General features: G+C 67.2%; 19 protein-coding genes and 3 pseudogenes. 9 read left to right on the plus strand and 13 right to left on the minus strand.

What is annotated here, in order from left to right:
• Window positions 1–24: 24 nt before the first annotated feature.
• The 3 genes from L6444_RS16690 to L6444_RS16700 all read left to right on the plus strand — a co-directional run bounded on the left by L6444_RS16690 (window position 25) and on the right by L6444_RS16700 (window position 3,753).
• Window positions 25–987, plus strand: coding sequence for a PE family protein (locus tag L6444_RS16690; RefSeq protein ID WP_236975774.1), 963 nt, complete (start codon window positions 25–27; stop codon window positions 985–987).
• A 98-nt stretch (window positions 988–1,085) separates the two neighbouring features.
• Window positions 1,086–2,915, plus strand: a complete 1,830-nt coding sequence (locus L6444_RS16695) for an acyl-CoA dehydrogenase (RefSeq protein ID WP_236975776.1) — start codon at window positions 1,086–1,088, stop codon at window positions 2,913–2,915.
• A 238-nt stretch (window positions 2,916–3,153) separates the two neighbouring features.
• The gene (locus L6444_RS16700; RefSeq protein WP_236975784.1) at window positions 3,154–3,753 is read left to right on the plus strand and encodes a DUF5666 domain-containing protein; all 600 of its coding nucleotides are present in this window, start codon (window positions 3,154–3,156) and stop codon (window positions 3,751–3,753) included.
• A 9-nt stretch (window positions 3,754–3,762) separates the two neighbouring features.
• Here the strand turns inward: L6444_RS16700 and L6444_RS16705 are convergent, their stop codons facing one another.
• The 7 genes and pseudogenes from L6444_RS16705 to L6444_RS16735 all read right to left on the minus strand — a co-directional run bounded on the left by L6444_RS16705 (window position 3,763) and on the right by L6444_RS16735 (window position 11,115).
• Window positions 3,763–4,131, minus strand: a complete 369-nt coding sequence (locus L6444_RS16705; RefSeq protein WP_236975792.1) for a metal-sulfur cluster assembly factor — start codon at window positions 4,129–4,131, stop codon at window positions 3,763–3,765.
• A pseudogene (gene sufU / locus L6444_RS16710) lies at window positions 4,106–4,595 on the minus strand (Fe-S cluster assembly sulfur transfer protein SufU). Before sufU ends, L6444_RS16705 begins: the two are co-directional and overlap by 26 nt.
• Entirely contained in the window at window positions 4,592–5,827 is a 1,236-nt protein-coding gene (locus L6444_RS16715) for a cysteine desulfurase (RefSeq protein ID WP_236975793.1), read from the minus strand. The pseudogene sufU and the gene L6444_RS16715 overlap by 4 nt, the downstream one beginning before the upstream one ends.
• 2 nt (window positions 5,828–5,829) lie before the next feature.
• Window positions 5,830–6,600: a Fe-S cluster assembly ATPase SufC gene (gene sufC, locus L6444_RS16720; protein ID WP_236975795.1), complete on the minus strand. Its 771-nt coding sequence runs from the start codon at window positions 6,598–6,600 to the stop codon at window positions 5,830–5,832.
• On the minus strand, window positions 6,597–7,751 hold the full coding sequence (gene sufD / locus L6444_RS16725) for a Fe-S cluster assembly protein SufD (protein ID WP_236975809.1): 1,155 nt from the start codon (window positions 7,749–7,751) through the stop codon (window positions 6,597–6,599). Before sufD ends, sufC begins: the two co-directional genes overlap by 4 nt.
• A complete protein-coding gene (gene sufB, locus L6444_RS16730; protein WP_236975817.1) occupies window positions 7,748–10,258 on the minus strand; it encodes an intein-containing Fe-S cluster assembly protein SufB in 2,511 nt (836 codons plus the stop codon). The genes sufD and sufB overlap by 4 nt, the downstream gene beginning before the upstream one ends.
• Window positions 10,255–11,115, minus strand: a complete 861-nt coding sequence (locus L6444_RS16735; RefSeq protein WP_236984196.1) for a helix-turn-helix transcriptional regulator — start codon at window positions 11,113–11,115, stop codon at window positions 10,255–10,257. The genes sufB and L6444_RS16735 overlap by 4 nt, the downstream gene beginning before the upstream one ends.
• Here L6444_RS16735 and mptB point away from each other — a divergent pair.
• Genes mptB through L6444_RS16750 form a run of 3 tightly spaced genes read left to right on the plus strand, consistent with a single transcriptional unit; the run spans window position 11,109 to window position 14,517 of the window.
• Window positions 11,109–12,809, plus strand: a complete 1,701-nt coding sequence (gene mptB / locus L6444_RS16740; RefSeq protein WP_236975819.1) for a polyprenol phosphomannose-dependent alpha 1,6 mannosyltransferase MptB — start codon at window positions 11,109–11,111, stop codon at window positions 12,807–12,809. The genes L6444_RS16735 and mptB overlap by 7 nt on opposite strands.
• Window positions 12,806–13,747, plus strand: a complete 942-nt coding sequence (locus L6444_RS16745) for an ABC transporter ATP-binding protein (RefSeq protein WP_236975828.1) — start codon at window positions 12,806–12,808, stop codon at window positions 13,745–13,747. The genes mptB and L6444_RS16745 overlap by 4 nt, the downstream gene beginning before the upstream one ends.
• The gene (locus tag L6444_RS16750) at window positions 13,744–14,517 is read left to right on the plus strand and encodes an ABC transporter permease (protein ID WP_236975829.1); all 774 of its coding nucleotides are present in this window, start codon (window positions 13,744–13,746) and stop codon (window positions 14,515–14,517) included. The genes L6444_RS16745 and L6444_RS16750 overlap by 4 nt, the downstream gene beginning before the upstream one ends.
• 129 nt (window positions 14,518–14,646) lie before the next feature.
• On the opposite strand, the gene L6444_RS16755 is transcribed toward L6444_RS16750, so the two are convergent.
• Window positions 14,647–15,501, minus strand: a complete 855-nt coding sequence (locus L6444_RS16755; protein WP_236975832.1) for an endonuclease domain-containing protein — start codon at window positions 15,499–15,501, stop codon at window positions 14,647–14,649.
• 209 nt (window positions 15,502–15,710) lie between these two features.
• Here L6444_RS16755 and L6444_RS16760 point away from each other — a divergent pair.
• Window positions 15,711–16,648, plus strand: a pseudogene (locus tag L6444_RS16760) (COX15/CtaA family protein).
• Here L6444_RS16760 and L6444_RS16765 read toward each other — a convergent pair.
• Complete coding sequence (locus L6444_RS16765) at window positions 16,598–17,416, minus strand: hypothetical protein (RefSeq protein ID WP_236975834.1); 819 nt, start codon at window positions 17,414–17,416, stop codon at window positions 16,598–16,600. The pseudogene L6444_RS16760 and the gene L6444_RS16765 sit on opposite strands and share 51 nt — an antisense overlap.
• Window positions 17,417–17,435: 19 nt before the next feature.
• On the opposite strand from L6444_RS16765, the gene L6444_RS16770 reads away from it, so the two are divergent.
• Window positions 17,436–18,410: a quinone oxidoreductase family protein gene (locus tag L6444_RS16770; RefSeq protein WP_236975836.1), complete on the plus strand. Its 975-nt coding sequence runs from the start codon at window positions 17,436–17,438 to the stop codon at window positions 18,408–18,410.
• Here the strand turns inward: L6444_RS16770 and L6444_RS30680 are convergent.
• From L6444_RS30680 to L6444_RS16795, 4 genes and pseudogenes are all read right to left on the minus strand, one after another.
• Window positions 18,407–19,946, minus strand: a pseudogene (locus L6444_RS30680) (PPE family protein). The gene L6444_RS16770 and the pseudogene L6444_RS30680 sit on opposite strands and share 4 nt — an antisense overlap.
• A 258-nt stretch (window positions 19,947–20,204) precedes the next feature.
• On the minus strand, window positions 20,205–20,840 hold the full coding sequence (locus L6444_RS16785) for a zeta toxin family protein (RefSeq protein WP_236975853.1): 636 nt from the start codon (window positions 20,838–20,840) through the stop codon (window positions 20,205–20,207).
• Complete coding sequence (locus tag L6444_RS16790) at window positions 20,837–21,193, minus strand: type II toxin-antitoxin system prevent-host-death family antitoxin (protein ID WP_236975868.1); 357 nt, start codon at window positions 21,191–21,193, stop codon at window positions 20,837–20,839. Before L6444_RS16790 ends, L6444_RS16785 begins: the two co-directional genes overlap by 4 nt.
• An 82-nt stretch (window positions 21,194–21,275) precedes the next feature.
• The gene (locus L6444_RS16795; protein ID WP_255730616.1) at window positions 21,276–22,235 is read right to left on the minus strand and encodes a heme o synthase; all 960 of its coding nucleotides are present in this window, start codon (window positions 22,233–22,235) and stop codon (window positions 21,276–21,278) included.
• Window positions 22,236–22,533: 298 nt separating this feature from the next.
• On the opposite strand from L6444_RS16795, the gene tkt reads away from it, so the two are divergent.
• Window positions 22,534–24,627: a transketolase gene (gene tkt, locus L6444_RS16800; RefSeq protein ID WP_236975870.1), complete on the plus strand. Its 2,094-nt coding sequence runs from the start codon at window positions 22,534–22,536 to the stop codon at window positions 24,625–24,627.
• The last annotated feature ends 13 nt before the right edge of the window (window positions 24,628–24,640 follow it).

Here is a 24,640-nt window from a genome sequence, read left to right on the forward strand (position 1 = left end):
TCGCCGAGGCTGCGGAGGTCCGACATGTCATACGTCGCCGTCAACATCGATCTGCTTTCCGGAGCCGCCGGCAACCTGGTCAACATCGGATCGGCCATCAACCAAGCCAACTCCGCGGCGGCGGCGCAGACCACCGGCGTGCTGGCGGCCGGCGCCGACGAGGTGTCGCGGGCCGTTGCAGCGGTGTTCGGCTCGCACGCCCAGGGCTATCAGGCGCTCAGCGCACAGGCGACCGCGTTTCACGACCAGTTCGTGGCGACCTTGGCCGGCGGCGCGAACGCATACGCCGCCGCTGAGGCCGCCGCGGCCAATCCATTGGAAGGGATCCTGGACCTGATCAACGCGCCCAGCCGGGCGCTGTTCAACCGCCCGTTGATCGGCGACGGCCGCGCCGGTGCGCCCGGCTTGCCCGGAGAGGACGGCGGAATCCTGTTCGGCAACGGCGGTCCCGGCGGCGCAGGCGCAGCAGCGGGTCAGGTGGGCGGCCGCGGCGGGGCCGGCGGATTTCTGTTCGGTAATGGTGGTCCCGGGGGTGCGGGAGGCGGCGGCCTCGGCGGCGGCGGCGGAGCGGGCGGCTCGGCAGTGCTGATCGGCAACGGCGGCAACGGCGGCATCAGTCCAACCGGTATGTCGTCTGGCGGTGCCGGCGGCAACGGCGGGCTCCTATTGGGCAACGGCGGCAGCGGCGGAACAGGCTTCTTCGGCGGCGGCGACGGCGGTCGAGCATTCCTACTTGGCAATGGCGGCGCGGGCGGGTCCACCTTCTCCGGCGATAGGGCCGGCAACGGTGGCATCGGCGGGTTCCTGTTCGGCGACGGAGGCAGCGGCGGTAACGGCGGCTCCAACGGCGACGGCGGCAACGGCGGTGACGCGGTGTTGTTCGGTAACGGCGGCCCCGGCGGTAACGGCGGTATAGGCGGCACCGACGGGCTCGGCGGCAGGGGCGGATTGCTGTTCGGCCAACGGGGCGCCAACGGCGCTGTCTGAGTTTCGCGGCACAGCAGGCCGGTCGCCACTTACGCTTGCGTACGTTTTCCGGCGTCATCCACACTTAGCCCCACCGGCCTGAGTGGAAGGGAACCACCGTGGGGCACTACATCGCCAACGTCCGCGACCTCGAGTTCAACCTCTTCGAAGTGCTCGATATCGGCGCGGTACTGGGCGCCGGCCGCTACGCCGACCTCGACATCGACACCGCGCACACCATCCTGGCCGAGGCCGCGCGACTGGCCGAGGGGCCGCTTGCCGAAACCTTCGCCTTCGCCGATCGGCACCCGCCGGTGTTCGACCCGGCCGCGCACCGCATCAGCATCCCACCGGAAGTGGTCAAGACACTGCAGGCGATCAAAGACGCCGAGTGGTGGCGCCTGGGGCTCGACGAGCAGATCGGCGGCATGGCCGCGCCGCCGCCGCTCACCTGGGCCGTCAACGAGATGATCTACTGCGCCAACCCGTCGGTGTCCTTCCTGAACTTCGGCCCGGTACTGTCCCAACCCCTGTTCGAAGAAGGCAATGAAGAGCAAAAGCGTTGGGCTGCAATGGGAATCGAGCGAGGCTGGCAGGCCACCATGGTGCTCACCGAGCCTGACGCCGGCTCCGACGTCGGTGCCGGACGCACCAAGGCGATCGAACAACCGGACGGCACCTGGCACATCGAGGGTGTCAAGCGATTCATTTCCGGCGGCGACGTCGGCGATACCGCCGAGAACATCTTCCATCTGGTACTGGCCCGGCCCGAAGGCGCCGGCCCCGGCACCAAAGGGCTGAGCCTGTTCTACGTGCCCGAGTTCCTTTTCGACCCCGACACCGGCGAACTCGGTGCCCGCAACGGCGTTTTCGTCACCAACCTGGAACACAAGATGGGGCTCAAGACCTCGCCCACCTGCGAGCTGACGTTCGGCGCCACCGACGTACCGGCCGTCGGATATCTGGTCGGTGGCGTGCACAACGGGATCGCCCAGATGTTCACCGTGATCGAGCACGCCCGCATGACCATCGGCGTCAAGTCTTCTGGCACCTTGTCCACCGGGTACCTCAACGCGCTGGCGTATGCCAAGGAGCGGGTGCAGGGCGCCGATCTGACCCAGATGACCGACAAGACCGCGCCGCGGGTGACGATCATGCACCACCCCGACGTGCGCCGCAGCCTGATGACCCAGAAGGCGTACGCCGAAGGCCTGCGCGCACTGTATCTCTATGCCGCTGCGCATCAGGATGATGCTGTCGCACAACATGTTTCGGGCGCAGATCCGGACATGGCGCACCGCATCGACGACCTGCTGCTGCCAATCGTCAAAGGTGTGGGTTCCGAGCGCGCCTACGAGGTGCTCACCGAATCCCTGCAGACACTTGGGGGTTCGGGATTCCTGCAGGACTACCCGATCGAGCAGTACATCCGCGACGCCAAGATCGACTCGCTCTACGAAGGCACCACCGCCATCCAGGCGATGGACTTCTTCTTCCGCAAGATCGTGCGCGACCACGGCCAGGCCCTGCAGCATGTGACGGCGCAGATCAACAAGACCTTGGAAAACGTCGACGAGTCACTCAAGGATCAGGCCGAACTGGTGCAGGCCGCACTCGAGGACGTCACCGCCATGACGACCGCGCTGATGGGCTATCTGATGTCGGCAGCCCAGAACCCGACCGACATCTACAAAGTCGGCCTGGGATCGGTGCGCTATCTGCTCGCCGTCGGCGACCTGATCATCGGCTGGCGGCTGCTGGTCCAGGCGGGCGTGGCCCAGACGGCGCTGCACGGCGATGTGTCGGACAGCGACCGCGCGTTCTACCGCGGCAAGATCGCGGTGTCGGGCTTCTTCGCCAAGAACATGCTGCCCAAGCTGGCCGGGCTGCGCAGCGTCATCGAGCACACCGACGACGACATCATGCGCCTCCCCGAAGACGCCTTCTGACCAGCACACAGATATCGCACAGCTTGACCAGGTAAACCCATTCGTCAGAACCACCGACGATTTGGGAGGACCGTTGTTAACCACTCGATTCGCGCTCGTTGCGATTGCCGGAGCCGCCGCGCTGTCCGCGGCCGCGTGTAGCTCGTCCAACACCTCGAGCCCGAGCACCACGCCGAGCACCGTAGTTGCCTCACCGACGACCGCGCCCTCGTCGGCAGCACCCAAAGGCGAGACACAGGTGCGCGGACTGATCGCCTCGGTCTCCGGAAACGCCGCCCAGGTCACTCAGCAAAGCGGAACCACCACAGTCGATTTCACCGATTCGACGAAAGTCACCGAGGTCACCCCTGGCGCGTTGACCGACGTCACCGCGGGCAGTTGCATCACCGCACGGTCCAAGGAGGACACGCAGCCCGGCAGCCCGATCACCGCGGCGTCGGTACGCGTCAGCCCCGCCGAAAACGGCAAATGCCCGGAGGGCAAGCAGGCCCCCACTCCGTCGTCGACGCCGTCGGGGACGCCGTCGGAGACACCATCCGGAACGCCGACGACGACGACCGGCCCCGGGAAGAAACCGGCAGTCCAGGGATCGGTGGCGTCCGTCGCGGGCAACACCATCACGGTGAATACCGCTTCGGGGTCTCAGACCGTGACGGTCACGGACAAGACGAAATACACCAAGGAGACCGCAGCCAACTCGCAGGCCATCAGTGCGGGCAAGTGCCTGACCGCGCGCGGCAGCGAGAACAACGGCGCGCTGCAGGCCACCTCGATCAGCCTGCAGCCTGCCGAAAAGGGCAAGTGCAATGAAGGTGGCGGCGAACCCCACCACCGCTGAGCCCGGACGTCAGACGGTGAAGCCCAGGGCCCGGAGTTGTTCGCGGCCGTCCTCGGTGATCTTGTCCGGACCCCAGGGCGGGTTCCACACCCAGTTGATCCTGATCTCGTCGACCAAGCCGCTGCCGACCAGCGCCGAGCGGGACTGATCCTCGATGACATCGGTCAGCGGGCAGGCCGCCGACGTCAAGGTCATGTCGACCAGGGCGACGGTGCCCTCCTCGCCCTCTTCCAGATTCAGGCCGTAGACCAAGCCGAGGTCGACGACGTTGATCCCCAGTTCGGGGTCGACGACGTCGCGCATCGCCTCCTCGATATCGGCGAGCAGTTCCTCGTCCGGGGCGCTGTTCTCGCTACCGGGCAGCGCGGTTTCGCTCATCTGTCGACCTCCTCGAAGGCTGCGTGGGCCTGCGCCAGTGCATCTTTGAACGCCATCCAGCCGAGCAGTGCACATTTGACCCGCGCCGGATACTTGGCCACTCCTGCAAACGCTACTCCGTCGCCCAGCACGTCCTCGTCACCCTGCACGTTGCCGCGCGACGACACCATCTCGGTGAAGGCGTCGACGGTCTGCAGCGCCTGCGGCACGCTCAGGCCGATCACCTGATCGGTCAGCACGGATGTCGCCGCCTGACTGATCGAACAACCCTGCCCGTCGTAGGAGATGTCGGCGACGGTCTCGCCGTCCTCGGACAGCGCCACCCGCAGCGTCACCTCGTCACCGCACACCGGGTTGACGTGAAACACCTGCGCGCCGAACGGTTCCCGCAGCCCACGGTGGTGCGGGTGCTTGTAATGGTCCAGAATCACGTCCTGGTACATCTGCTCGAGACGCAAAGTCAGTCTCTCCCAAAGAATTCCACGGACCGCCGGACCCCTGCTATGAGGCGGTCGACCTCGTCGGGGGTGTTGTACAGCGCGAACGACGCGCGCGCCGTGGCCGCCAGGCCAAAGCGGCGGTGCAGCGGCAGCGCGCAGTGATGCCCGACGCGCACCGCCACCCCTTCGTCGTCGAGCACCTGACCGACGTCATGGGCGTGCACGCCGTCGACGATGAACGACACCGGCGACCCGCGGTCCTGCAAAGAGGTGGGCCCGATGATCCGCACTTGGTCGATCGTTGACAGCCCATCCAGGGCCAAAGCGACCAGTTCGCGCTCGTGGGCCTCGACGTTCTCCATCCCGACGCCGTCGAGATAGCGGGCGGCGGCGGCCAATCCGACGACCTGCGAGGTCATCGGGGTGCCGGCCTCGAAACGCTGCGGGGCGGGCGCGTAGGTAGAGGTCTCCATGGTGACGGTCTCGATCATCGACCCGCCCGTGATGAACGGCGGCATCGCGTCCAGCAGCTCGCGGCGGGCGTACAACACCCCGATGCCGTTGGGCCCCAGCATCTTATGCCCGGAGAACGCGGCGAAGTCGACGCCGAGCGCGTGGAAGTCCACCGGTTGGTGCGGCACCGACTGGCAAGCGTCCAGGACCGTCAGTGCCCCGACCGCCTTCGCGCGGGAGACTAATTCGCTTACCGGCGCCAGCGCACCGGTCACATTCGAATGATGGCTGAACGCAACGACTTTGACGTTATCGTCCAGTTGCAGCGAGTCCAGGTCGATGCGGCCGTCCTCGGTCACGCCATACCACTTGAGTGTGGCTCCGGTGCGCCGGGCCAACTCCTGCCACGGGATCAGGTTGGCGTGGTGCTCGAGTTCGGTGGTTACGATCACATCACCCGGGCCGACCGCTAGCGGAAAGCGGCTGTCCCCCAGCACATACGACACCAGGTTCAGCGATTCGGTGGCATTCTTGGTGAACACCAGCTCGTCGGTGTCGGCGCCGACGAATGCGGCGATGTCGGCGCGGCCCTGCTCGTAGGCGTCGGTGGCCTCCTCCATCAACTGGTGCGCACCGCGGTGCACCCCGCCGTTGGAAGTCACCAGGAACTCGCGCTCAGCGTCGAGCACCTGCAGCGGCCGCTGCGAGGTGGCCCCGGAGTCGAGATAGGCCAACTGATTTCCGCTGCGCATGACGCGCTTGAGGATCGGGAAATCGGCCCGGATCGCCGCGAGGTCCAGCATGGTTACGCTCCGGCAGTCGCCGCTTGGGTGAAGCGCACGTAGCCGTTCTGCTCGAGTTCGTCGGCCAGCTCCGGGCCGCCGGATTCGGCGATGCGGCCGCCGACGAACACGTGCACGAACTCGGGGTGGATATACCGCAGGATGCGGGTGTAGTGCGTGATGAGCAGGACGCCACCGTCGTTGGCTTGCGCGTAGCGGTTCACGCCGTCGCTGACCACGCGCAGTGCGTCGACGTCCAGGCCGGAGTCGGTCTCGTCGAGGATCGCGATCTTGGGCTTGAGCAGCTCGAGTTGCAGAATCTCGTGGCGCTTCTTCTCACCGCCGGAGAACCCCTCGTTGACACTGCGCTCGGCGAACGCCGGGTCGATTTCCAGCGCGGCCATCGCCGCTTTGACTTCCTTGACCCACAGCCGCAGCTTGGGCGCCTCGCCGCGGATTGCGGTGGCGGCCGAACGCAGGAAGTTCGACACCGACACGCCGGGCACCTCCACGGGGTACTGCATTGCCAAAAACAGTCCGGCCCTTGCGCGTTCGTCGACGCTCATGGCCAGCACGTCTTCGCCGTCCAGGGTGATCGAGCCGGAGTTCACCAGGTATTTGGGGTGGCCGGCGATGGCGTAGGACAGCGTCGACTTGCCGGAGCCGTTGGGCCCCATCAGGGCGTGTGTCTCACCGGACTTCACGGTGAGGTCGACGCCCTTGAGGATGGGGATTTCGCCGTCGCCGTCGCCGGCGACGCTGACGTGCAGATCTTTGATTTCCAGAGTGGTCATGAAATTTCTGTCTTTTCCGTTATTTCCAGTTCGTGTTCGATGGCTGCGGTCAGGCGCTCGCGAATCTCGGGCACCGCGATCTTGGCGATGATCTCGCCGAAGAAGCCGCGGATCACCAGACGGCGGGCCTGCTCTTCCGGAATGCCGCGGGAGCGCAGGTAAAACAGCTGCTCGTCGTCGAAACGGCCGGTGGCGCTGGCATGTCCGGCGCCGGCGATCTCACCGGTCTCGATCTCCAGGTTGGGCACCGAGTCGGCGCGGGCGCCGTCGGTGAGGACCAGGTTGCGGTTCATCTCGAAGGTGTCGGTGCCGGTGGCCTCGGCGCGGATCAGCACGTCGCCGATCCAGACGGTGTGCGCGTCGGGCAGCTTGGACGACGGATCGCCCTGCAACGCACCCTTGTACAGCACGTTGGACCGGCAGTGCGGCTGGGCGTGGTCGACCAGCAGCCGCGACTCGAGGTGTTGGCCGTCGTCGGCGAAGTACAGGCCCAACAGATCGACATCCCCGCCGGGTCCGGCGAAGCGGGCGGTGGCCGACATCCGTACCACCTCGCCCCCCAGCGTGACGGTGGTGTGTTTGAGCACCGCGTCCTTGCCGAGCCGGCCGTGGTGCGCGCTGACGTGCACGGTGTCGTCGGCCCAGTCGGCAATCCAGATGACGGTGAGCCGGGCGGCGTCGCCGACGACGAACTCGACGTTGTCGGCGTAGGTTCCGCTGCCCCGATGATCGATGACGACGACGGCCTCGCCGAGTTCCTCGACCCGGATCTGCAGGTGCCCGTAGGCGGTGGCGCCGGCGCCGGGACCTTCGACGGTGACATTGATCGGTTCGGCGATCTGGGTGTCACGGCCGACGGTCACCAGTGTCGCGGAGTTGAACGACGAGAATGCCTGTGCCGCAACCCGATCAGCGGGCACCCCACCCTGACCGAGCCGCTCGTCGCCGCGGCGCACCTGCTCGGTGGTTACGCCGTCGTGCGTGGCGACGGTGATCTTGGCGCTACCGGTGGCGTGGGCCGAGCCGTCGTGCAGGCCGCGCAACCGCTTGAGCGGGGTGAACCGCCACAGTTCGTCGCGGCCGTGCGGCACCTCGAACGCGTCAACGTCGAAGGAGGAGAACAACTCCCCCTTGTTCAACGTCGCGGTCATCCGACCGAGCCCTCCATCTGCAACTCGATCAGCCGGTTGAGCTCCAGCGCGTACTCCATCGGCAGTTCCTTGGCGATCGGCTCGACGAATCCGCGCACCACCATCGCCATCGCCTCGTCCTCGGTCATGCCGCGGCTCATCAGGTAGAACAGCTGGTTCTCACTGACCTTGGAGACGGTGGCCTCATGGCCCATCGTGACGTCGTCCTCGCGGATGTCGACGTAGGGGTAGGTGTCGCTGCGGCTGATCGTATCGACCAGCAGCGCATCACATTTCACGCTCGACTTGGAGCCGTGCGCGCCCTTGTTGACCTGAACCAGGCCGCGGTAGGAGGTGCGGCCACCGCCGCGGGCCACCGACTTGGACACGATGTTGCTCGACGTGTTGGGCGCCAGGTGCAGCATCTTGGCGCCGGTGTCCTGGTGCTGGTCTTCGCCGGCGAACGCGATCGAGAGCACCTCACCCTTGGCGTGCTCGCCGGTCATCCAGACCGCCGGGTACTTCATGGTGACCTTGGAGCCGATGTTGCCGTCGACCCACTCCATGGTGGCGCCCGCCTCGGCCCGAGCACGCTTGGTGACCAGGTTGTAGACGTTGTTCGACCAGTTCTGGATGGTCGTGTAACGAACGCGCGCATGTGGTTTCACAATGATCTCGACGACAGCCGAGTGCAACGAATCCGATTTGTAGATCGGAGCGGTGCAGTTGTGCACGGCGAAGCCGTAAGCGAGGTAACTATCCGGAGCCTCGACATCGAGGTTATATACCGGCTCATGCGCCTCGCGCACCGAGCGCTTCTTGATCGGCACCGCAAAGTAGTCGCCGCAGTCGCGAGCCTGTTTCGGACCACGCCCACCCTCGGTCCACTGGACCTGATAAATGTCCTTGCGCATCACGTCACGACCCAAGATCGCGCCGGGTCCGGCAGGCCTACGCAGCTCGACGGTCGCGTAGTGGCCCAGCCGCGCCAGAATCGACTGCAGCTGGAACGCCCATACGCGCGAGGTCGTGTGGACCCGCTTCCAGAGCGCACCGCCGCGTTCGATGGTGTTGCCGTCGCCGTTGACGTAGGCGTCGACCAACTCACGCAGGAATGCCTCGTCTTGCCGCATCAGCGTGTCGGACAGCTTCTTGCTGGCAGAACCAGATCCGACGTGGTGCCGCATGGCGGCGTAGCCGGCCTTGGTGTACACGGTCACCCGCGCGGAATGCTTGTCCTCCTCGATGAGGACCGAACCGGGTGTCTCGTACAGCGACTTACACGCCTGCCGGACCTCTTCGACGTACTCGAATTCCTTGCTGTGGAACGAGAAAATCAGCGATTCGCAGTTGTTGGTGAGGCACGCATGACCCTCTGCGAGGTAATAGCCGGCCAACCGCGCGAACTCCAGCGGCAGCACCGTCGGGTGCGGAATCGGCTTCGGCTTCGGGTAGATCAGGAAATCACCTTCGGCCACATCCTTGGCCGCGATCCAACGAGGCTCGGCGGCACGCAGTTTGGCGCTATTGACCTCCGCCTTCCACCCGTTGCGCTCCTTGCGCATGACACGCACCTCGTCGCGCGGGACGACCAGCAGGGGATGCTCTGCGGTGACCGAGAACTTGTTGGCCGGCGACATCGGCGTGAAGCTGAACAGTTCGCCATTGAGGTCGCGCACCTGCACCGCGGTCACCCGATGCGGCCGTCCATCGTGGCCCATCACCTGGTCACCAACGCGGATTGCCTCGATAGGCCGCAAGTCTCCGTCAGCGGTCGTGATCAGCTCACCGGCCGGCAGGCAGCCCTCGATGTAGTGAACGTAGGAGTCTTCGTCGGCGATGATCAGTGTGCGCTCGAACTGACCCATGTTCTCGGTGTTGATCCGGAAGTAGGCCTGCAACGGGATGTCCACGTGGACGCCCGGTGGGACATATATAAACGAACCACCACTCCAAACAGCGGTATTCAGTGCAGAAAACTTATTATCGCCCGCTGGAATTACGGTCCCGAAATATTTCTGGAAAATATCGGGGTGCTCCCGCAAACCAGTATCAGTATCTAAGAAGATGACTCCCTGAGCCTCCAAGTCCTCTCTGATCTGGTGGTAAACCACTTCGGATTCATATTGTGCCGCTACTCCAGCAACTAATCTTTGCTTTTCTGCCTCAGGAATTCCCAAGCGGTCATACGTATTCTTAATATCCTCGGGCAACTCTTCCCAACTCGCCGCCTGCTTTTCGGTGGACCGCACGAAGTACTTGATGTTGTCGAAGTCGATGCCCTCGAGGTTGGACCCCCAGTTCGGCATCGGCTTCTTGTCGAAGATGCCCAGTGCCTTCAGCCGGATATTCAACATCCACTCGGGCTCGTTCTTCTTCGCCGAGATGTCGCGCACCACCGCTTCGGACAATCCGCGCTGCGCGCTGGCGCCCGCGACGTCAGAGTCGGCCCAGCCGTAGCCGTACCTACCCAGGGCGTCGATCGTCTGCTCCTGGGTCAACGGTTCCTTGGCGGCTTCGAGGGTCATGACGAGACTCCTTCGTTGCTAGTGGCGGGGCGCGGGCTGGGCGCCTTCGAATTGGGGACGGTGAGTGGTACGTGGGTGGTGCAGGCGCAATCGCCGTTGACGATCGTCGCCAACAACTGCACGTGGGTGCCGAGCACCTCGGACATCGCCTGCTGCTCGGCGTCGCAAAGTTCCGGGAATTCTTCGGCCACGTGCGACACCGGGCAGTGATGCTGGCAGATTTGCACACCGTGGATCGGCCCGCCCACCCGGGTGGTGGTGGCGACGTAGCCGGCCTTGGTCAGCGCCTGCGCAACGCGCTCGGCGGCCGCTTCGACAGCGGCGTCGTCGGGCCCCTCGGCGGGCGCGATGTCGGAGAGGATCGCGTCGATGCGGCGCCGCGCGAACGTTTTCACCGCGTCGTCCCCACCGATCTCGCGCAGTTGTCGTATTGCGGCAGAAGCCAAGTCGTCGTAGGAGTGATCCAACTTGGCCCGTCCGCCGGCGGTCAGCCGGTAACGCTTTGCCGGGCGGCCCCGCCCTACCTGTTGCCAGGACGCGGCGGCCACCGACTCGGCATCGCCCGCGTCGATCAGTGCGTCGAGGTGACGGCGCACCCCGGCCGCCGACAGACCCAGCCGCTCGCTGATTTCGGTGGCGGTAATGGATCCCGATTCCAGCAGCAGGCGCACGATCGCGCGACGGGTGTGACCCTCCGACCCGACAGCCCCGGCTGCGGGCACGGCAGCATCCAGCTCGGATTGGATTTTCACAACACCAGTGTGTCGCAATTCGGGCAACCCGTCCAGCAAGGGTGCCCTTACGTGACGAGGCCAACAACGCTGTCTGAGCGTGCCAGTACGCTGCTCTGATGGCAGCCCGCCACCACACCCTGAGCTCGTCGATCGCCGCATTGCACGGCGACGAGCAGACGGTGGGCAAACCCCTCAACGCCACCGAGCTTGCCGCACTCAAACACACCCGGTTATTCGGGGCGACCGGCACCGTCCTGATGGCCATCGGCGCCCTGGGTGCCGGCGCGCGGCCGGTCGTCCAGGACCCCACCTTCGGGGTGCGGCTGCTGAACCTGCCGTCCCGGATCCAGACGGTGGCCCTGACCATGACCACCACCGGCGCGGTGATGATGGCGCTGGCCTGGCTGATGCTGGGCCGGTTCGTGTCGGGCAAGCGGCGGATGTCCCGCGGCGAGCTGGACCGCACCCTGGTGCTGTGGATGCTGCCGCTGCTCATCGCCCCGCCGATGTACAGCAAGGACGTCTACTCCTACCTGGCGCAGAGCCAGATCTCGCTGGAAGGACTCGACCCCTACCGGGTCGGACCCGCCTCCGGCCTGGGCCTGGGCCACGTCTTCACCCTGTCGGTGCCCAGCCTGTGGCGCGAGACACCCGCGCCCTACGGCCCGCTGTTTCTGTGGATCGGACGCGGCATCTCGGCGCTGACCGGGGAGAACATCGTCGCCGCCGTGCTCTGCCACCGGCTGGTGGTGCTGTTCGGGGTGGCGCTGATCGTCTGGGCGACGCCGCGGCTGGCCCGGCGCTGCGGCGTGGCCGAGGTCAGCGCGCTGTGGTTGGGCGCAGCCAACCCGCTGCTGTTCATGCACTTGGTCGCCGGCATCCACAACGAGGCGCTGATGCTGGGACTGATGCTGACCGGCGCCGAATTCGCGCTCCGCGGCATCGATTCGAAGGAATCCCTCAAACCGCATTCGTGGCGGATCGGCCCGGACTGGGAACCACTGGGCATGCTGCTGGCCGGCTCCGTCTTGATCGTGCTGTCGTCACAGGTCAAGCTGCCGTCGTTGCTGGCTTTGGGGTTCGTCACGGGCGCGCTGGCCTACCGGCTCGGCGGCACCATCAAGGCCCTGATGCTGTCCGGCGCGGCCATGGCGGGCCTGGCGCTGGCCGTGATGGGCATCGTCGGCTGGGCCAGCGGCCTGGGATTCGGCTGGATCTACACACTGGGCACCGCCAACGTGGTGCGCAGCTGGATGTCGCCGCCCACCCTGCTGGCGCTGGGCACCGGGCAGGTGGGCATTCTGCTGGGCCTGGGCGATCACACCACCGCGATTCTGTCGCTGACCCGTGCCATCGGCGTGCTGATCATCATGGTGATGGTCTGCTGGCTGTTGCTGGCCGTCTTCCGCGGCCGGCTGCATCCGATCGGCGGCCTGGGCGTGGCACTGGGCCTGACCGTGCTGCTGTTCCCGGTCGTGCAGCCCTGGTATCTGCTCTGGGCCATCATCCCGCTGGCAGCCTGGGCCACCCGCACCGGATTCCGGGCCGCCGCCATCGTCATCACCCTGATCGTCGGCATCTTCGGACCCACCGCCAACGGTGACCGCTTCGCGCTCTTCCAGATCGTCGATGCCACACTGGCCAGCGCATTCATCGTGGTGGCGCTGATTTCGGTGACCTACCACCGGCTGCCGTGGCGCCCACTTCCCGAAGAAGAGGAGGGACCGCGGCCGGCTGAGACGCCCATCACAGCGGCCGCGCAGGAACCGACCCAGCGGACGACCACCACCCCGGACGCCTACGCTGATTCCACGTGAGCCCCGTCCCCCAGCACCGCGAAATCGTGGTTCGGCTTCGTGGGCTGCGCAAGCAGTACGGGTCCGTCACGGCAGTTTCCGATCTCGATCTCGAAGTGCACGCCGCCGAGGTGTTCGCCCTACTGGGCCCCAATGGCGCAGGTAAGACCACCACCATCGAGATGTGCGAGGGATTCGTCCGCCCCGACGCCGGCAGCGTCGAGGTGCTCGGCCTGGACCCGATCGCCGACAACGCGCGACTGCGGCCCCGCATCGGGGTGATGCTGCAGGGCGGCGGCGGCTACCCGGCCGCGCGCGCCGGCGAAATGCTGCACCTGGTGGCCTCCTACGCCGCCGACCCACTGGATCCCGCCTGGCTGCTCGACACGCTGGGCCTGACCGACGCCGCCCGTACCACCTATCGACGGCTCTCCGGCGGCCAGCAGCAGCGGCTGGCGCTGGCATGCGCCCTGGTCGGGCGCCCCGAGCTGGTGTTTCTCGACGAGCCCACCGCCGGGATGGACGCCCACGCCCGGGTGCTGGTGTGGGAGCTGATCGACGCGCTGCGCCGCGACGGCGTCACCGTGGTGCTCACCACGCATCACCTCAAGGAGGCCGAGGAACTCGCCGACCGCCTGGTCATCATCGACCACGGGACGACGGTCGCCGCGGGCAAACCCGCCGATCTGATGCGCAGCGGCGCCAAAGGCCAGTTGCGGTTCAGCGCACCCCCGCGCCTGGACCTGTCGCTGCTGAGCGCCGCGCTGCCGGAGGGCTACATTGCCACCGAACTGACGCCCGGCGAGTACCTGGTCGAAGGCGAAGTGGGACCCCAGGTGCTCGCCACGGTCACGGCGTGGTGCGCACAGATCGACGTACTCGCCACCGACATGCGCGTCGAGCAGCGCAGTCTCGAGGACGTCTTCCTCGAACTCACCGGCAGGAAGCTGCGGCAATGAGCGACCTGTTCCCGCCCGGCACTTTCGCTCCGGACCCGCGCCCCAGCGCGGTGCCGACGATGCTGGCCGCCCAGTTCAACCTCGAAGCAAAGCTGCTGCTGCGCAACGGCGAGCAGCTGCTGCTGACCATGTTCATCCCGATCACGCTGCTGGTCGGGCTCAGCCTGCTACCGTTCGGGTCGTTCCGTGAGCCCCGCGCCGCGGTGTTCACTCCCGCGATCATGGCGTTGGCCGTCATCTCCACCGCGTTCACTGGGCAGGCCATCGCGGTCGCTTTCGACCGCCGCTACGGCGCATTGAAGCGGCTTGGAGCCACCCCGCTACCGGTCTGGGGCATCATCGCCGGCAAGTCGCTGGCCGTGATCTTCACCGTCTTTCTGCAGTCAATCATCCTGGGCGGCATAGGTTTTGCGTTGGGATGGCGGCCGGGTTTGGCGGCCCTGGCCTTGGGTGCGCTGGTGATCGCGCTGGGTACCGCGGGGTTCGCCGCGCTGGGCCTGCTGCTCGGCGGCACCTTGAAAGCCGAGGTGGTGCTGGCCCTGGCCAACCTGTTGTGGTTCGTCTTCGCCGGGTTGGGCGCACTGACGCTGGAGAGCGGCATGATTCCGACGGCGGTCAAGTGGGCGGCCCGGTTGACGCCGTCCGGGGCGCTCACCGAGGCGCTGACCCAAGCTATGGCGCTGCGGGTGGATTGGTTCGGGATCGCTGTTCTTGCGGGCTGGGGGGCGCTGGCGGCCCTGGCGGCGCGACGCTGGTTCCGCTTCACCTGACTTGCGCGATTCACTCTGCGGCCAGGGCGCGGAAGTGCGAGTGGCATGCGCCGTGAACGCAGGGTCAACGGTCGTCAGCGCAGAGTCAACGGGTCGTCAGCGCAGAGTCAACGCGTCGTCCGCGCAGAGTCAACGGGGCGTCAGCGAGTCCCAGGCGCGCTGAACCCGTCGAACGATGTCGGCCGGGTGCTGGCGCGCCACCACCCTGACCACGGTCCAGCCCACTCGGTCGAGATATTCCTGGCGCTCGACATCCCACGCGTACTGGGCGGGGTCGGTCCAATGCTGGTCGCCGTCGTATTCAGCGGCCAACATGATGTCCTCCCAACCCATGTCGAGGAAATAGCGGGGAAAGCCGTCGGGGCCCGGTACGGGTATCTGAGTCCGCGGCCGCGGGAAACCCGCCTCGATCAACAACAGCCGCAGCCAGGTCTCCTTCGGCGACTGGGCGCCACCGTCAACCAGCGCCAGTACTTCCTGCAATCGACACAGCCCTCGGGCGCGCCGGTGGTTGCCGGCCAACGCCGCCACGTCACGGACCCTGAAACCGGTGGCAGCGGCAAGCGCATCGAGTTGGGCGACTGCGCGACCGAGCGTGCCGCGTCGGCCGAGGTCGAATGCGGTGCGCTCCGGTGTTGTGACGGGTAAACCATCCAGCCGTTCGTATTCGCCGTCGACCAGCAGGTCAGCTCTGGTCACCACACGTGGTGGGGTTCTCGCGTTGCGCCAGATCAACTCGATCGGCGCCGCCGGATCGACCCACTTGGCCCCATGCATCGCCGAAGCGGCAAGGCCGGCTATCACCGCTTCTCGACGTGACCACAGCCAGGCGGCTGCTGTGCGCTGCCGCAGCGACGGCTCAACCCACTTGTCCAGGTAGACGTTCGGCATTATGGCGCGGTAGTACCTGCGCAGCTGGTAGCGGTTGAGGTCGCCGCGGGCCAACGCCTCACTGCCGATGAACGGTTGCTGCCCAAAGCTCACCGCGCGCATGTTGGCAGCCGAGAGCGTCCCCGGCCAGTCAGCCCGCAACCCGTTCGTCGACTCTGCGGCTATGGCGCAGAAGTGCGAGTGGCGTGCGCCCTGCACGCAGAGTCAACGTGCAACCGCGCAGAATCAACGCGCAACCGCGCAGAGTCAATGGGCAAAACGGTTGTCGCTACGATCGGGCGGTGGCCGTCGGACGAGCGTTGATGCGTGCGGTGGACCTACTCCCCGACCCCAGCCTGCGCGTCCAGCGGGTCCTGGCCGCTGCCGTCATCCTCACCCAGGGCGGTATCGCCGTCACCGGGGCCATCGTGCGCGTCACCGCCTCCGGGTTGGGCTGCCCGACCTGGCCGCAGTGCTTTCCGGGCAGCTTCACCCCCGTCGCGGTCGCCGAGGTGCCGCGCATCCATCAGGCGGTCGAGTTCGGCAACCGGATGATCACCTTCGCCGTCGTGATCACCGCGGCACTGGCGGTGCTGGCCCTGACGCGGGGCCCGGCGGCGCCGCGAAGTGCTGGTCTATGCGTGGCTGATGCCGGCGTCCACGGTGGTACAAGCGGTCATCGGCGGCATCACGGTGCGGACCGGGTTGCTCTGGTGGACGGTGGCCATCCACCTGCTGACGTCGATGAGCATGGTGTGGCTGTCGGTGCTGCTCTACGTCAAGGTGGGCGAGCCCGACGACGGGGTGGCCGAACAGCGGGTCGCCACACCGCTGCGATTGCTCACCGCGCTCAGCGCGCTGAATCTGGCCGCGGTGCTGGTGACCGGCACCCTGGTCACCGCCGCCGGCCCGCACGCCGGCGACAAAAAGCCCCAGCCGCACCGTGCCGCGGCTGACGATCGAGATCACCACCCTGGTGCACGCGCACTCGTCGCTGCTGGTGTCCTACCTGTCGCTGCTGGTGGGCTTGGGATTCGGCCTGGTCGCGGTGCACGCCGCGCCCGCCGTCACGCGACGCCTCGCGGTGTTGGTGGCGCTGGTCTTCGCACAGGCTGCCGTGGGCACCGCGCAGTTCTATACCGGGGTGCCCGCCGCCCTGGTCGCGATCCACGTGGCCGGCGCAGCGGCCTGCACGGCGGCCACCGCGGCGCTATGGGCGTCGATGCGAGAACGGGCCCAGCCCGAGGCGCTCCAGGGCTGACTCCACGGCCAGCGCGAACTGACGCTGGGCCAGTCCGCGTGTCTCGACATCCAGCCGCAGCCAGCCCAGCGACGGGTCGATCAGACCCAGGCCCAGTACCCGGTTCCCGACCAGATGCACCCGCGCATACAACAATTCGCCTGGTGCAGTGGCCAGCGCAGCGGCACCGGCATCCCACAGCTCGAAGTCCGCTTCGCCTTGGTGCAGCGCGTCGCCCACGGTGACGAACGCGTGCGACGGTTTCCCGCCCAGAAACACCAGCACCGTCTCTGGCGCCGCCGGAGCCGACTGCACCCACACATCCGTGTCGCACTGGTCGACATAGGCCTGCACCGCGGACGGATCGCTGAACCGCCGCGTCCCGGTCCCCACCGCCGGGCCGACGAAGTAGTGGTCACCTTGAGCGAGCCGGACAGCCTCGCCGTGCGCGTAGCGCACGCCCGGCACGACCGGCACATCGCGTTCGGTCAGCCTGCCCAGATAGCGGCGGTTGCTGTTCCAGGCGACGACGGCCGGCGGGTTCAGCAGATTCGGCACGGCTCGCGTCCAGGCCAGGAACTCGTCGAGACGCCGGACGTAGTCCCGGGCCGCGCGCAGGATCACCAGGTCCGCCGCGGAGGTATCCGGGTGGTCCCAGGGCAGCCAGCGCGCGTGCAGACCGCGAATGCGCAAGGCGCCCACCAGCCCGGCGTCGTCACCTGCGGCGTCCTGCGATTCCCCCGTCAACACGATGCGCGGGTGGAAGGTATCCGGTCGGGCTAGCTTCATGCCCGGGCATGATAGCGACATGCATGCGATCGAAGTCAGCGCAACCGGCGGCCCCGAAGTCCTGAACTACACCGAGTTGCCGCAGCCCGACCCCGGGCCCGGCGAGGTGTTGATCAAAGCGGAGGCCATCGGCGTCAACTTCATCGACACCTATTTCCGCACCGGGCAGTACCCGCGGCCGCTGCCCTTCGTGCTCGGCTCGGAGGTGTGCGGCACGGTCGTTGCCGCCGGCTCCGAGGTCGAGGACCTCGCCGTGGGCGACCGGGTGGTCAGTGCCGCCGCCAACGGCGGTTACGCCGAATTCTGCACTGCCCCAGCATTTTTGACGACGAATGTGCCCGACGGCATCAGCTCCGAGGTGGCCGCGTCGGCGCTGTTGAAAGGGCTGACCGCGCAGTACTTGCTCACCTCGGTGTACCCGGTGCAGGCCGGGGACAGCGTGCTGGTGCACGCCGGCGCCGGCGGCGTGGGCCTGATCCTGACCCAGTGGGCCACCCACCTTGGGGCGCGGGTGATCACGACGGTCTCTACGCCGGACAAGGAACGACTGTCGCGCCAGGCGGGCGCCGTCGAGGTGCTCCCCTACCCGGACGACGCGGATCGATTCGGGCACCGGGTGCGCGAGCTCACCGACGGCGTCGGGGTGGCCGTGGTGTACGACGGCGTGGGCGCGACGACGTTCGACGCCAGCCTGGCCAGCCTGGCGGTGCGCGGCACGCTGGCCCTGTTCGGCGCCGCCAGCGGACCCGTCCCCCCGTTCGACCCGCAGCGCCTGAACTACGCCGGGTCGGTGTACCTCACCCGGCCGTCGTTGGCCCATTTCACCCGCACCGCACAGGAGTTCAGCTGGCGAGCCGACGAATTGTTCGGCGTGATCGCCAGCGACGCAGTGCAAGTCGCGGTCGGTGGCAGCTATCCGCTGGCTGAGGCCGCGCGCGCCCACACCGACTTGGAGGGCCGCAAAACCAGCGGTTCGATCGTGCTGCTCCCTTAGCTTCCGGTATCCCCGGCGGAGGGCAGCAACGGCAGACTCGGGCCGCCACCGTACGGGTCGCCGGCCAGTGTGGTCAGGCCGGCCGGCCGAACCGGCTGCCTGGTCGACGTCGCGGTGCAACCCAGCGGGCCGGCAGACCGGTCGGATGCTTGCGGCCCTTCGTCGAAATCGGTTGTCATGTAAACGTATTCATCGGCATAGCCGTGCTGCTGCTTGTACTGCCGGCGCCGGTTGCGCGCTTTGCGGCGGCCGGCGGTTGCGGCGGCCGCCGCCACACCGTCGGGTTCGGGCGTCTTGGCGCGTGACGACGCGCCGCCGGTGCCGCGATGCACGGGGCCGGAGCCGACGCCGGGACCGCCGCCGACCGCGTAGGGAACGAATGTATGACCGGCCGGGACGGACGGCGCGGCGGACGGCGGAGGCGAACTGACCGTGCTCACCGTCGTGACCGGGGCCGGAGCCGACGCGCTCGGCGGCACCGACCCGACCTGCGCGACGCCAATCGTCGAGGCGGGCACGGCAGTGGCCGCGCCCACCACCGGAGCCGGCACCGGCCCGACCGCCTCGGCAGAGGGCAGCGTGGCCATCCCGGCCACCGCCGCCACACTGGCTGCGGCGGCGGGCAGCGTCGGCAGGGTCGACCCCAGCGGAGAAGACGCGATCACCACCGCCAGCGCCGGATGGACTGTCAGGTAGGCGGTCAGCAGCTGCGCCGGCGTGATCCCGGCGAGGGACTGCAGGACAGATATCGGATTGGTCAGCAACAAGCTGGATCCAATCCTGCAAGCTCCCGGCGTCGTCGCCGAAGAGCAGTAGCCGGGAGATCCAAAACCCCTGCTGAAGTGGGCTGGTGTAGGAGGCGTACGGGATGCCGTTGAGGGTGCCGGCGGTGGGGTCCCAATCCATCCCGATCAGTCGCAGCACGGACTGGACGAGCTGCTGCGGGCCCTGCCGGCTCTCATACGGCGGGTCCGACGACGCTGCGGTCGATGCTGCAGAATTGAAAATCTGCGGCACCGCAGCGTCGTCCGGACTCGCCGTCAGCGCGCCGCGCGAAAGCGCCTCGTACGCCGACATGATGGTGGCGGCCTGAACCCACATGCGTACGTAGTCGGCTTCGTTGAGGGCAATCGGAATGGTGTTGATGCCAAAGAAATTCGTGGCTGTGAGGATCGCGTGCGCGGCGTGATTGGCCGCCAGTTCGGGCAGTGTCGGCATGCCCGCCAGCGCGGCGGTGTAGGCGCTGGCCACTGCTTCGTGCTGGGCGGCCCTGGCTGCGCTGGCGACGGCTGCCGAGGTCAACCACTCCAGGTAGGGTGCGTGCGCCGTCACATACGCCTCGGAGCTGGGCCCCTGCCAGGTTCCGGCGTGTACCGACGCCAACAGCGCACCGAGTTCTTCACCGGCTGAGGCGTATTCGGCGCTCAGCGAGGCCCACGCCGCCGCCGCTGCCAGCAAGGGACCGGGGCCCGGCCCGCTGCTCAGCAACGCCGAATGTACCTCTGGAGGCGAAGCCATCCAGAAGATGGTGGCCATCGGTCAGCCGCAGACCGGATGCCCTGCCTGGGTCGTGGCGGCGCAGTACGTGCCCGGATCCATCCAACCGGCATCGAACGTCATGCCAGACACCCCTTCCACGGCGGGTACCGGATGAGCCAATATCGCTACGAAGGGTAGCGCAAATCGGCACAGGCCGCCGCCTTAACGCCGATCTCTGTTTGTCGTGTTCGTATCGCCCGAATTGCCCGGTTCGGCAGGCGAATTGGCGTCCCCGGGGCATCACTCGGGCGGCGACTATGTTCGCCGGGCGAGTTCCAGCGCCGCCGCGACGACGGGCTTGGCCCACTTCGGTGTCGCAGCCAAATCAGCGGGCCCGGCGATGCGGCCATGCTCCATGTGCAGCACCAGGATCGGTTGCGGCACCTGCCCGGTCGCGGGGTCGGCGGTCACCGAGTTGTCGTAGACCCGTAGCTCGCTCAGCACGGGCAGCAATGTCACGAGGTTGATCAGGCTGTGCCGGTAACGGCGACGGATATCGGCTTCCGGGATGTCGTGCCCGCCGGCACGAACCCGCTGGCGCACCCGGTCGATGTGCGCCTCGGCACTGTTGAGCCCTACGTAGAAGACGTGGATCTCGGCGCCACGCCCGGCGGCGTCGGCCAACAGCCGCGGCATCGTGGTGCCGCCGAGTGTGGTCTCGAACGTGAAATCCAGACCTCGCTCGATGGCCAGTTCCAGCATCCGTCGGCCCTGTTGCCAGGCGGCGGCGTTAGCCGCGGTCTGACCCATCCCGGGATTGGCAGCCTTGATCTCCCGCGCCGCCTCGTCCGGGTTGTAGTACTGGCCGCCCTTGTCCCGGATCGTGGCGCCGACGATGCTGCTCTTGCCGGCGCCGTTGACGCCTGCCAGCACATTGATCCGCTGCGTCAACGTGCGCGCGCGGCGCGTGCCACCTTCACCGCAGCGGCACCCATCTCCGCCGGGGTGGCGTCGAACGCGGCGGCGACACCGGCTTTGGCTTCCGGAGTCTGCATGGCGGCCAGCAGCTCGTCGAAGCGATCGCTGAGGTCGTCGAGCGCGGGCGCCGCCGGCGCGGTCAGCGCTTCGAATTCGGCGTAGGACATCAACACCGCTTTGGGGGTGGCGTGCTTGGTGATCACCACCGCACCGTTGAGGGCGGCCTGGTCGATCACGGCGCCGAACTCGTTCTTGAGGCGCGTCGCGCTCACCACGGGTACGTCAACCAGCTGACCGGCACGGTTGCGGAACGAGACAGTGGTCATAACGCTGCCCTCCTAGCTCACCAGAACACCCGCCAGTTTAGTCATTTTGGCTATTTTGGGCGAATGGTGGACAGCGGTCCGCTCAGAACAGAGTCGGCAGCGCAATCACCGAATCGACGGCCAGCGCGCAGAACACCAGCGCGAGGTAGTTGTTGGACTGCAGGAACAGTCGCAGCGGCTTGATCTCCGCGCCGGCGCGCACCCCGGAATACAGCTGGTGGGCCATCGTCAGGAACCACACTCCGGCGACCACCGCCACCGCGGCGTACAACCAGCCCGCCGCCAGCGCCAGCGTCAGCGTCGCCAGCACGGTCAGCCACGTGTAGATCAGGATCTGCTTGGTGACCTGCCGCTCGGTCGCCACGGCGGGCAGCATCGGCACGCCGGCCACCTTGTAGTCCTCTTTGTACCGCATGGCCAGCGCCCAAGTGTGCGGCGGCGTCCAGAAGAAGATGACCGCGAACATGGCCAGCGCCGGCCAGCCGATGGTCCCGGTGACCGCCGACCAGCCGATCATCACCGGCATGCAGCCGGCCGCGCCGCCCCAAACCACGTTCTGGGAGGTCCGCCGCTTGAGCAGCAAGGTGTAGACGAACACGTAGAACGCGATGGTGGCCACCGCCAGCAGGCCGGATAGCAAATTGGTGGTCAGCCACAGCCAGAAGAACGAGCCAACGCTGAGCACCAGCCCGAAGATCAGCGCGTTGCGCTTGGGTACCGCAGCCCGCGCCAGCGGGCGTCGCGCGGTCCGCTTCATCACCTTGTCGATGTCGGCGTCCGCCACGCAGTTGAGGGTGTTGGCGCCGCCCGCGGCCATCATGCCGCCGACCAGCGTGTTGAGGATGAGCATCGGCTGGACGCTGCCGCGGTGCGCGAGCAGCATCGCCGGAATAGCGGTGACCAGCAGCAACTCGATCACCCGCGGCTTGGTCAGCGCCAGATAAGCCAGGACCGTGCCGGTGAGCCGGCCAGCGAACCGGGTCGGGCTCTCGCCGGTGGTCCGGCCCGGGGTCGCGACTTCTGGGCGCCCGCGAACGCTCACGCATTAACTCCTCGGGAAAAATCGCAGCCGCGCGCAGCTTCTACTACGCATGATGGTAGACGGCGGGAGCCGGGTCGCTGCCCCGCAGGGTCGATTCGCAGGATTTTCCCTTCCGTTTGGCAGCCGATAACGAAGTGTTGCGGCGCAGATCGCAGGCCAGAATTCCCCGACACGATATTTTCACACCGGCCGCATTGGGTACCCCGAATCTGGACCTGCGGTGGCCCGCAATCCCGCACTAGGGTGGGATTGATCAGTTGACGACCCTGGCCTGCGGACTGAACTGAGGACTGAATTAGTGACCACACTCGAAGAGATCTCTGCGCTCACCCAACCGCACCACCCCGACGACTGGACCGAGATCGATTCGGCTGCGGTCGACACTGTTCGGGTGCTGGCCGCCGACGCGGTCCAGAAAGTCGGCAACGGCCATCCGGGTACGGCGATGAGCCTGGCGCCGCTGGCGTACACGCTGTTTCAGCGTGCCATGCGCCACGACCCCAGTGATGTGCACTGGCTGGGCCGCGACCGGTTCGTGCTGTCCGCCGGGCACAGCAGCCTGACCTTGTACCTACAGCTGTATCTGGGCGGGTTCGGCCTGGAGCTGTCCGACATCGAAGCGCTGCGCACCTGGGGGTCCAAGACGCCGGGACACCCGGAGTTCCGGCACACCGACGGCGTGGAGATCACCACCGGCCCGCTGGGCCAGGGCCTGGCTTCCGCGGTGGGAATGGCGATGGCCGCCCGCTACGAGCGCGGGCTGTTCGACCCCGACGCCGAACCCGGCACCAGCCCGTTCGACCACCACGTTTACGTGATCGCCTCCGACGGCGACATCGAGGAGGGCGTCACGTCGGAAGCGTCGTCGCTGGCCGCGGTGCAGCAGCTGGGCAACCTGATCGTCTTCTACGACCACAACCAGATCTCGATCGAGGACGACACGAACATCGCGCTGTGCGAGGACACGGCGGCGCGGTACCGCGCCTACGGCTGGCACGTCCAGGAGGTCGAGGGCGGCGAGAACGTGGTGGGCATCGAGGAGGCGATCGCCAACGCGAAGGCCGAGACCGGCCGCCCGTCGTTCATCTCGCTGCGCACCATCATCGGCTTCCCCGCCCCCAACCTGATGAACACCGGTAAGGCGCACGGCGCCGCCCTGGGCGACGACGAGGTGGCGGCCACCAAGAAGATCCTCGGCTTCGACCCGGACAAGACGTTCGAGGTGCGCGACGAGGTGATCGAGCACACCCGAAAGCTGGTCCAGCGCGGCAAGGAAGCGCACGAGAAATGGCAGACGGCGTTCGACGCGTGGGCGCAACGCGAGCCCGAGCGCAAGGCACTGCTGGACCGGTTGACCGCCGAGGAGCTGCCGGACGGCTGGGACGCCGACCTGCCGCACTGGGAGCCGGGCTCCGACGCGATCGCCACCCGTAAGGCCTCCAACGAGGTGCTGGATGCGGTGGGCCCCAAGCTGCCCGAACTGTGGGGCGGTTCGGCCGACCTGGCGGGCAGCAATAACACCACCATCAAGGGTGCCAAATCCTTTGGCCCGCCGTCGATTTCGACGAAGGACTACACCGCCGACTGGTACGGCCGCACGCTGCACTTCGGTGTTCGCGAGCACGCCATGGGCGCCATCCTGTCCGGCATCGTGCTGCACGGACCCACCCGGGCCTACGGCGGCACGTTCCTGCAGTTCTCCGATTACATGCGGCCGGCGGTGCGGCTGGCGTCCCTGATGGACATCGACACCATCTACGTGTGGACGCACGACTCGATCGGTCTGGGCGAAGACGGTCCCACGCACCAGCCGATCGAGCACCTGGCGGCGCTGCGCGCGATCCCGAACCTGTCGGTGGTGCGTCCGGCCGATGCCAACGAGACGGCTTTCGCGTGGCATACGGTGCTGGCCCGCGGCAACGGCAGCGGTCCGGTCGGGCTGATCCTGACCCGGCAGAACGTCCCGGTTCTCGAGGGCACCGACCGCGACGGCGTGGCCCGCGGCGGTTACGTGCTGGGTGGCGGCGAGGACGACGAGGATCCGGATGTGGTGCTGATCGCCACCGGTTCCGAGGTGCAGCTGGCAGTCGAGGCGCAGAAGTTGTTGGCGGACAAGGACATTCTGGCGCGGGTGGTGTCGATGCCATGTGTGGAATGGTTCGAGTCGCAGCCGTCGGACTACCGCGACAGCGTGCTGCCTCCGACGGTGTCGGCGCGGGTCGCCGTGGAAGCCGGCGTCGCGCAGTCGTGGCACAAGTTGGTCGGTGACACCGGAAAGATTGTGTCGATCGAGCATTACGGGGAATCCGCCGACTACAAGACATTGTTCCGGGAGTACGGCTTCACCGCAGAGGCCGTTGCTGCCGCGGCGGAGGAAGCGCTCGACAACTAGGAAAAGGTGATTG

Source organism: Mycobacterium kiyosense (assembly GCA_021654635.1).
GTDB classification, from domain to species: Bacteria; Actinomycetota; Actinomycetes; order Mycobacteriales; family Mycobacteriaceae; genus Mycobacterium; species Mycobacterium kiyosense.

Coding starts and splice junctions, on each gene's coding strand:
- L6444_RS16705 (WP_236975792.1), bottom strand. CDS start 4,131: ATGAGCGAAACCGCGCTGCCCGGTAGCGAGAACAGCGCCCCGGACGAG.
- L6444_RS16765 (WP_236975834.1), bottom strand. CDS start 17,416: ATGAAGCTAGCCCGACCGGATACCTTCCACCCGCGCATCGTGTTGACG.
- L6444_RS16690 (WP_236975774.1), top strand. CDS start 25: ATGTCATACGTCGCCGTCAACATCGATCTGCTTTCCGGAGCCGCCGGC.
- sufB (WP_236975817.1), bottom strand. CDS start 10,258: ATGACCCTCGAAGCCGCCAAGGAACCGTTGACCCAGGAGCAGACGATC.
- sufC (WP_236975795.1), bottom strand. CDS start 6,600: ATGACCACTCTGGAAATCAAAGATCTGCACGTCAGCGTCGCCGGCGAC.
- L6444_RS16715 (WP_236975793.1), bottom strand. CDS start 5,827: ATGCTGGACCTCGCGGCGATCCGGGCCGATTTCCCGATCCTCAAGCGC.
- L6444_RS16750 (WP_236975829.1), top strand. CDS start 13,744: ATGAGCGACCTGTTCCCGCCCGGCACTTTCGCTCCGGACCCGCGCCCC.
- L6444_RS16770 (WP_236975836.1), top strand. CDS start 17,436: ATGCATGCGATCGAAGTCAGCGCAACCGGCGGCCCCGAAGTCCTGAAC.
- mptB (WP_236975819.1), top strand. CDS start 11,109: ATGGCAGCCCGCCACCACACCCTGAGCTCGTCGATCGCCGCATTGCAC.
- sufD (WP_236975809.1), bottom strand. CDS start 7,751: ATGACCGCGACGTTGAACAAGGGGGAGTTGTTCTCCTCCTTCGACGTT.
- L6444_RS16790 (WP_236975868.1), bottom strand. CDS start 21,193: ATGACCACTGTCTCGTTCCGCAACCGTGCCGGTCAGCTGGTTGACGTA.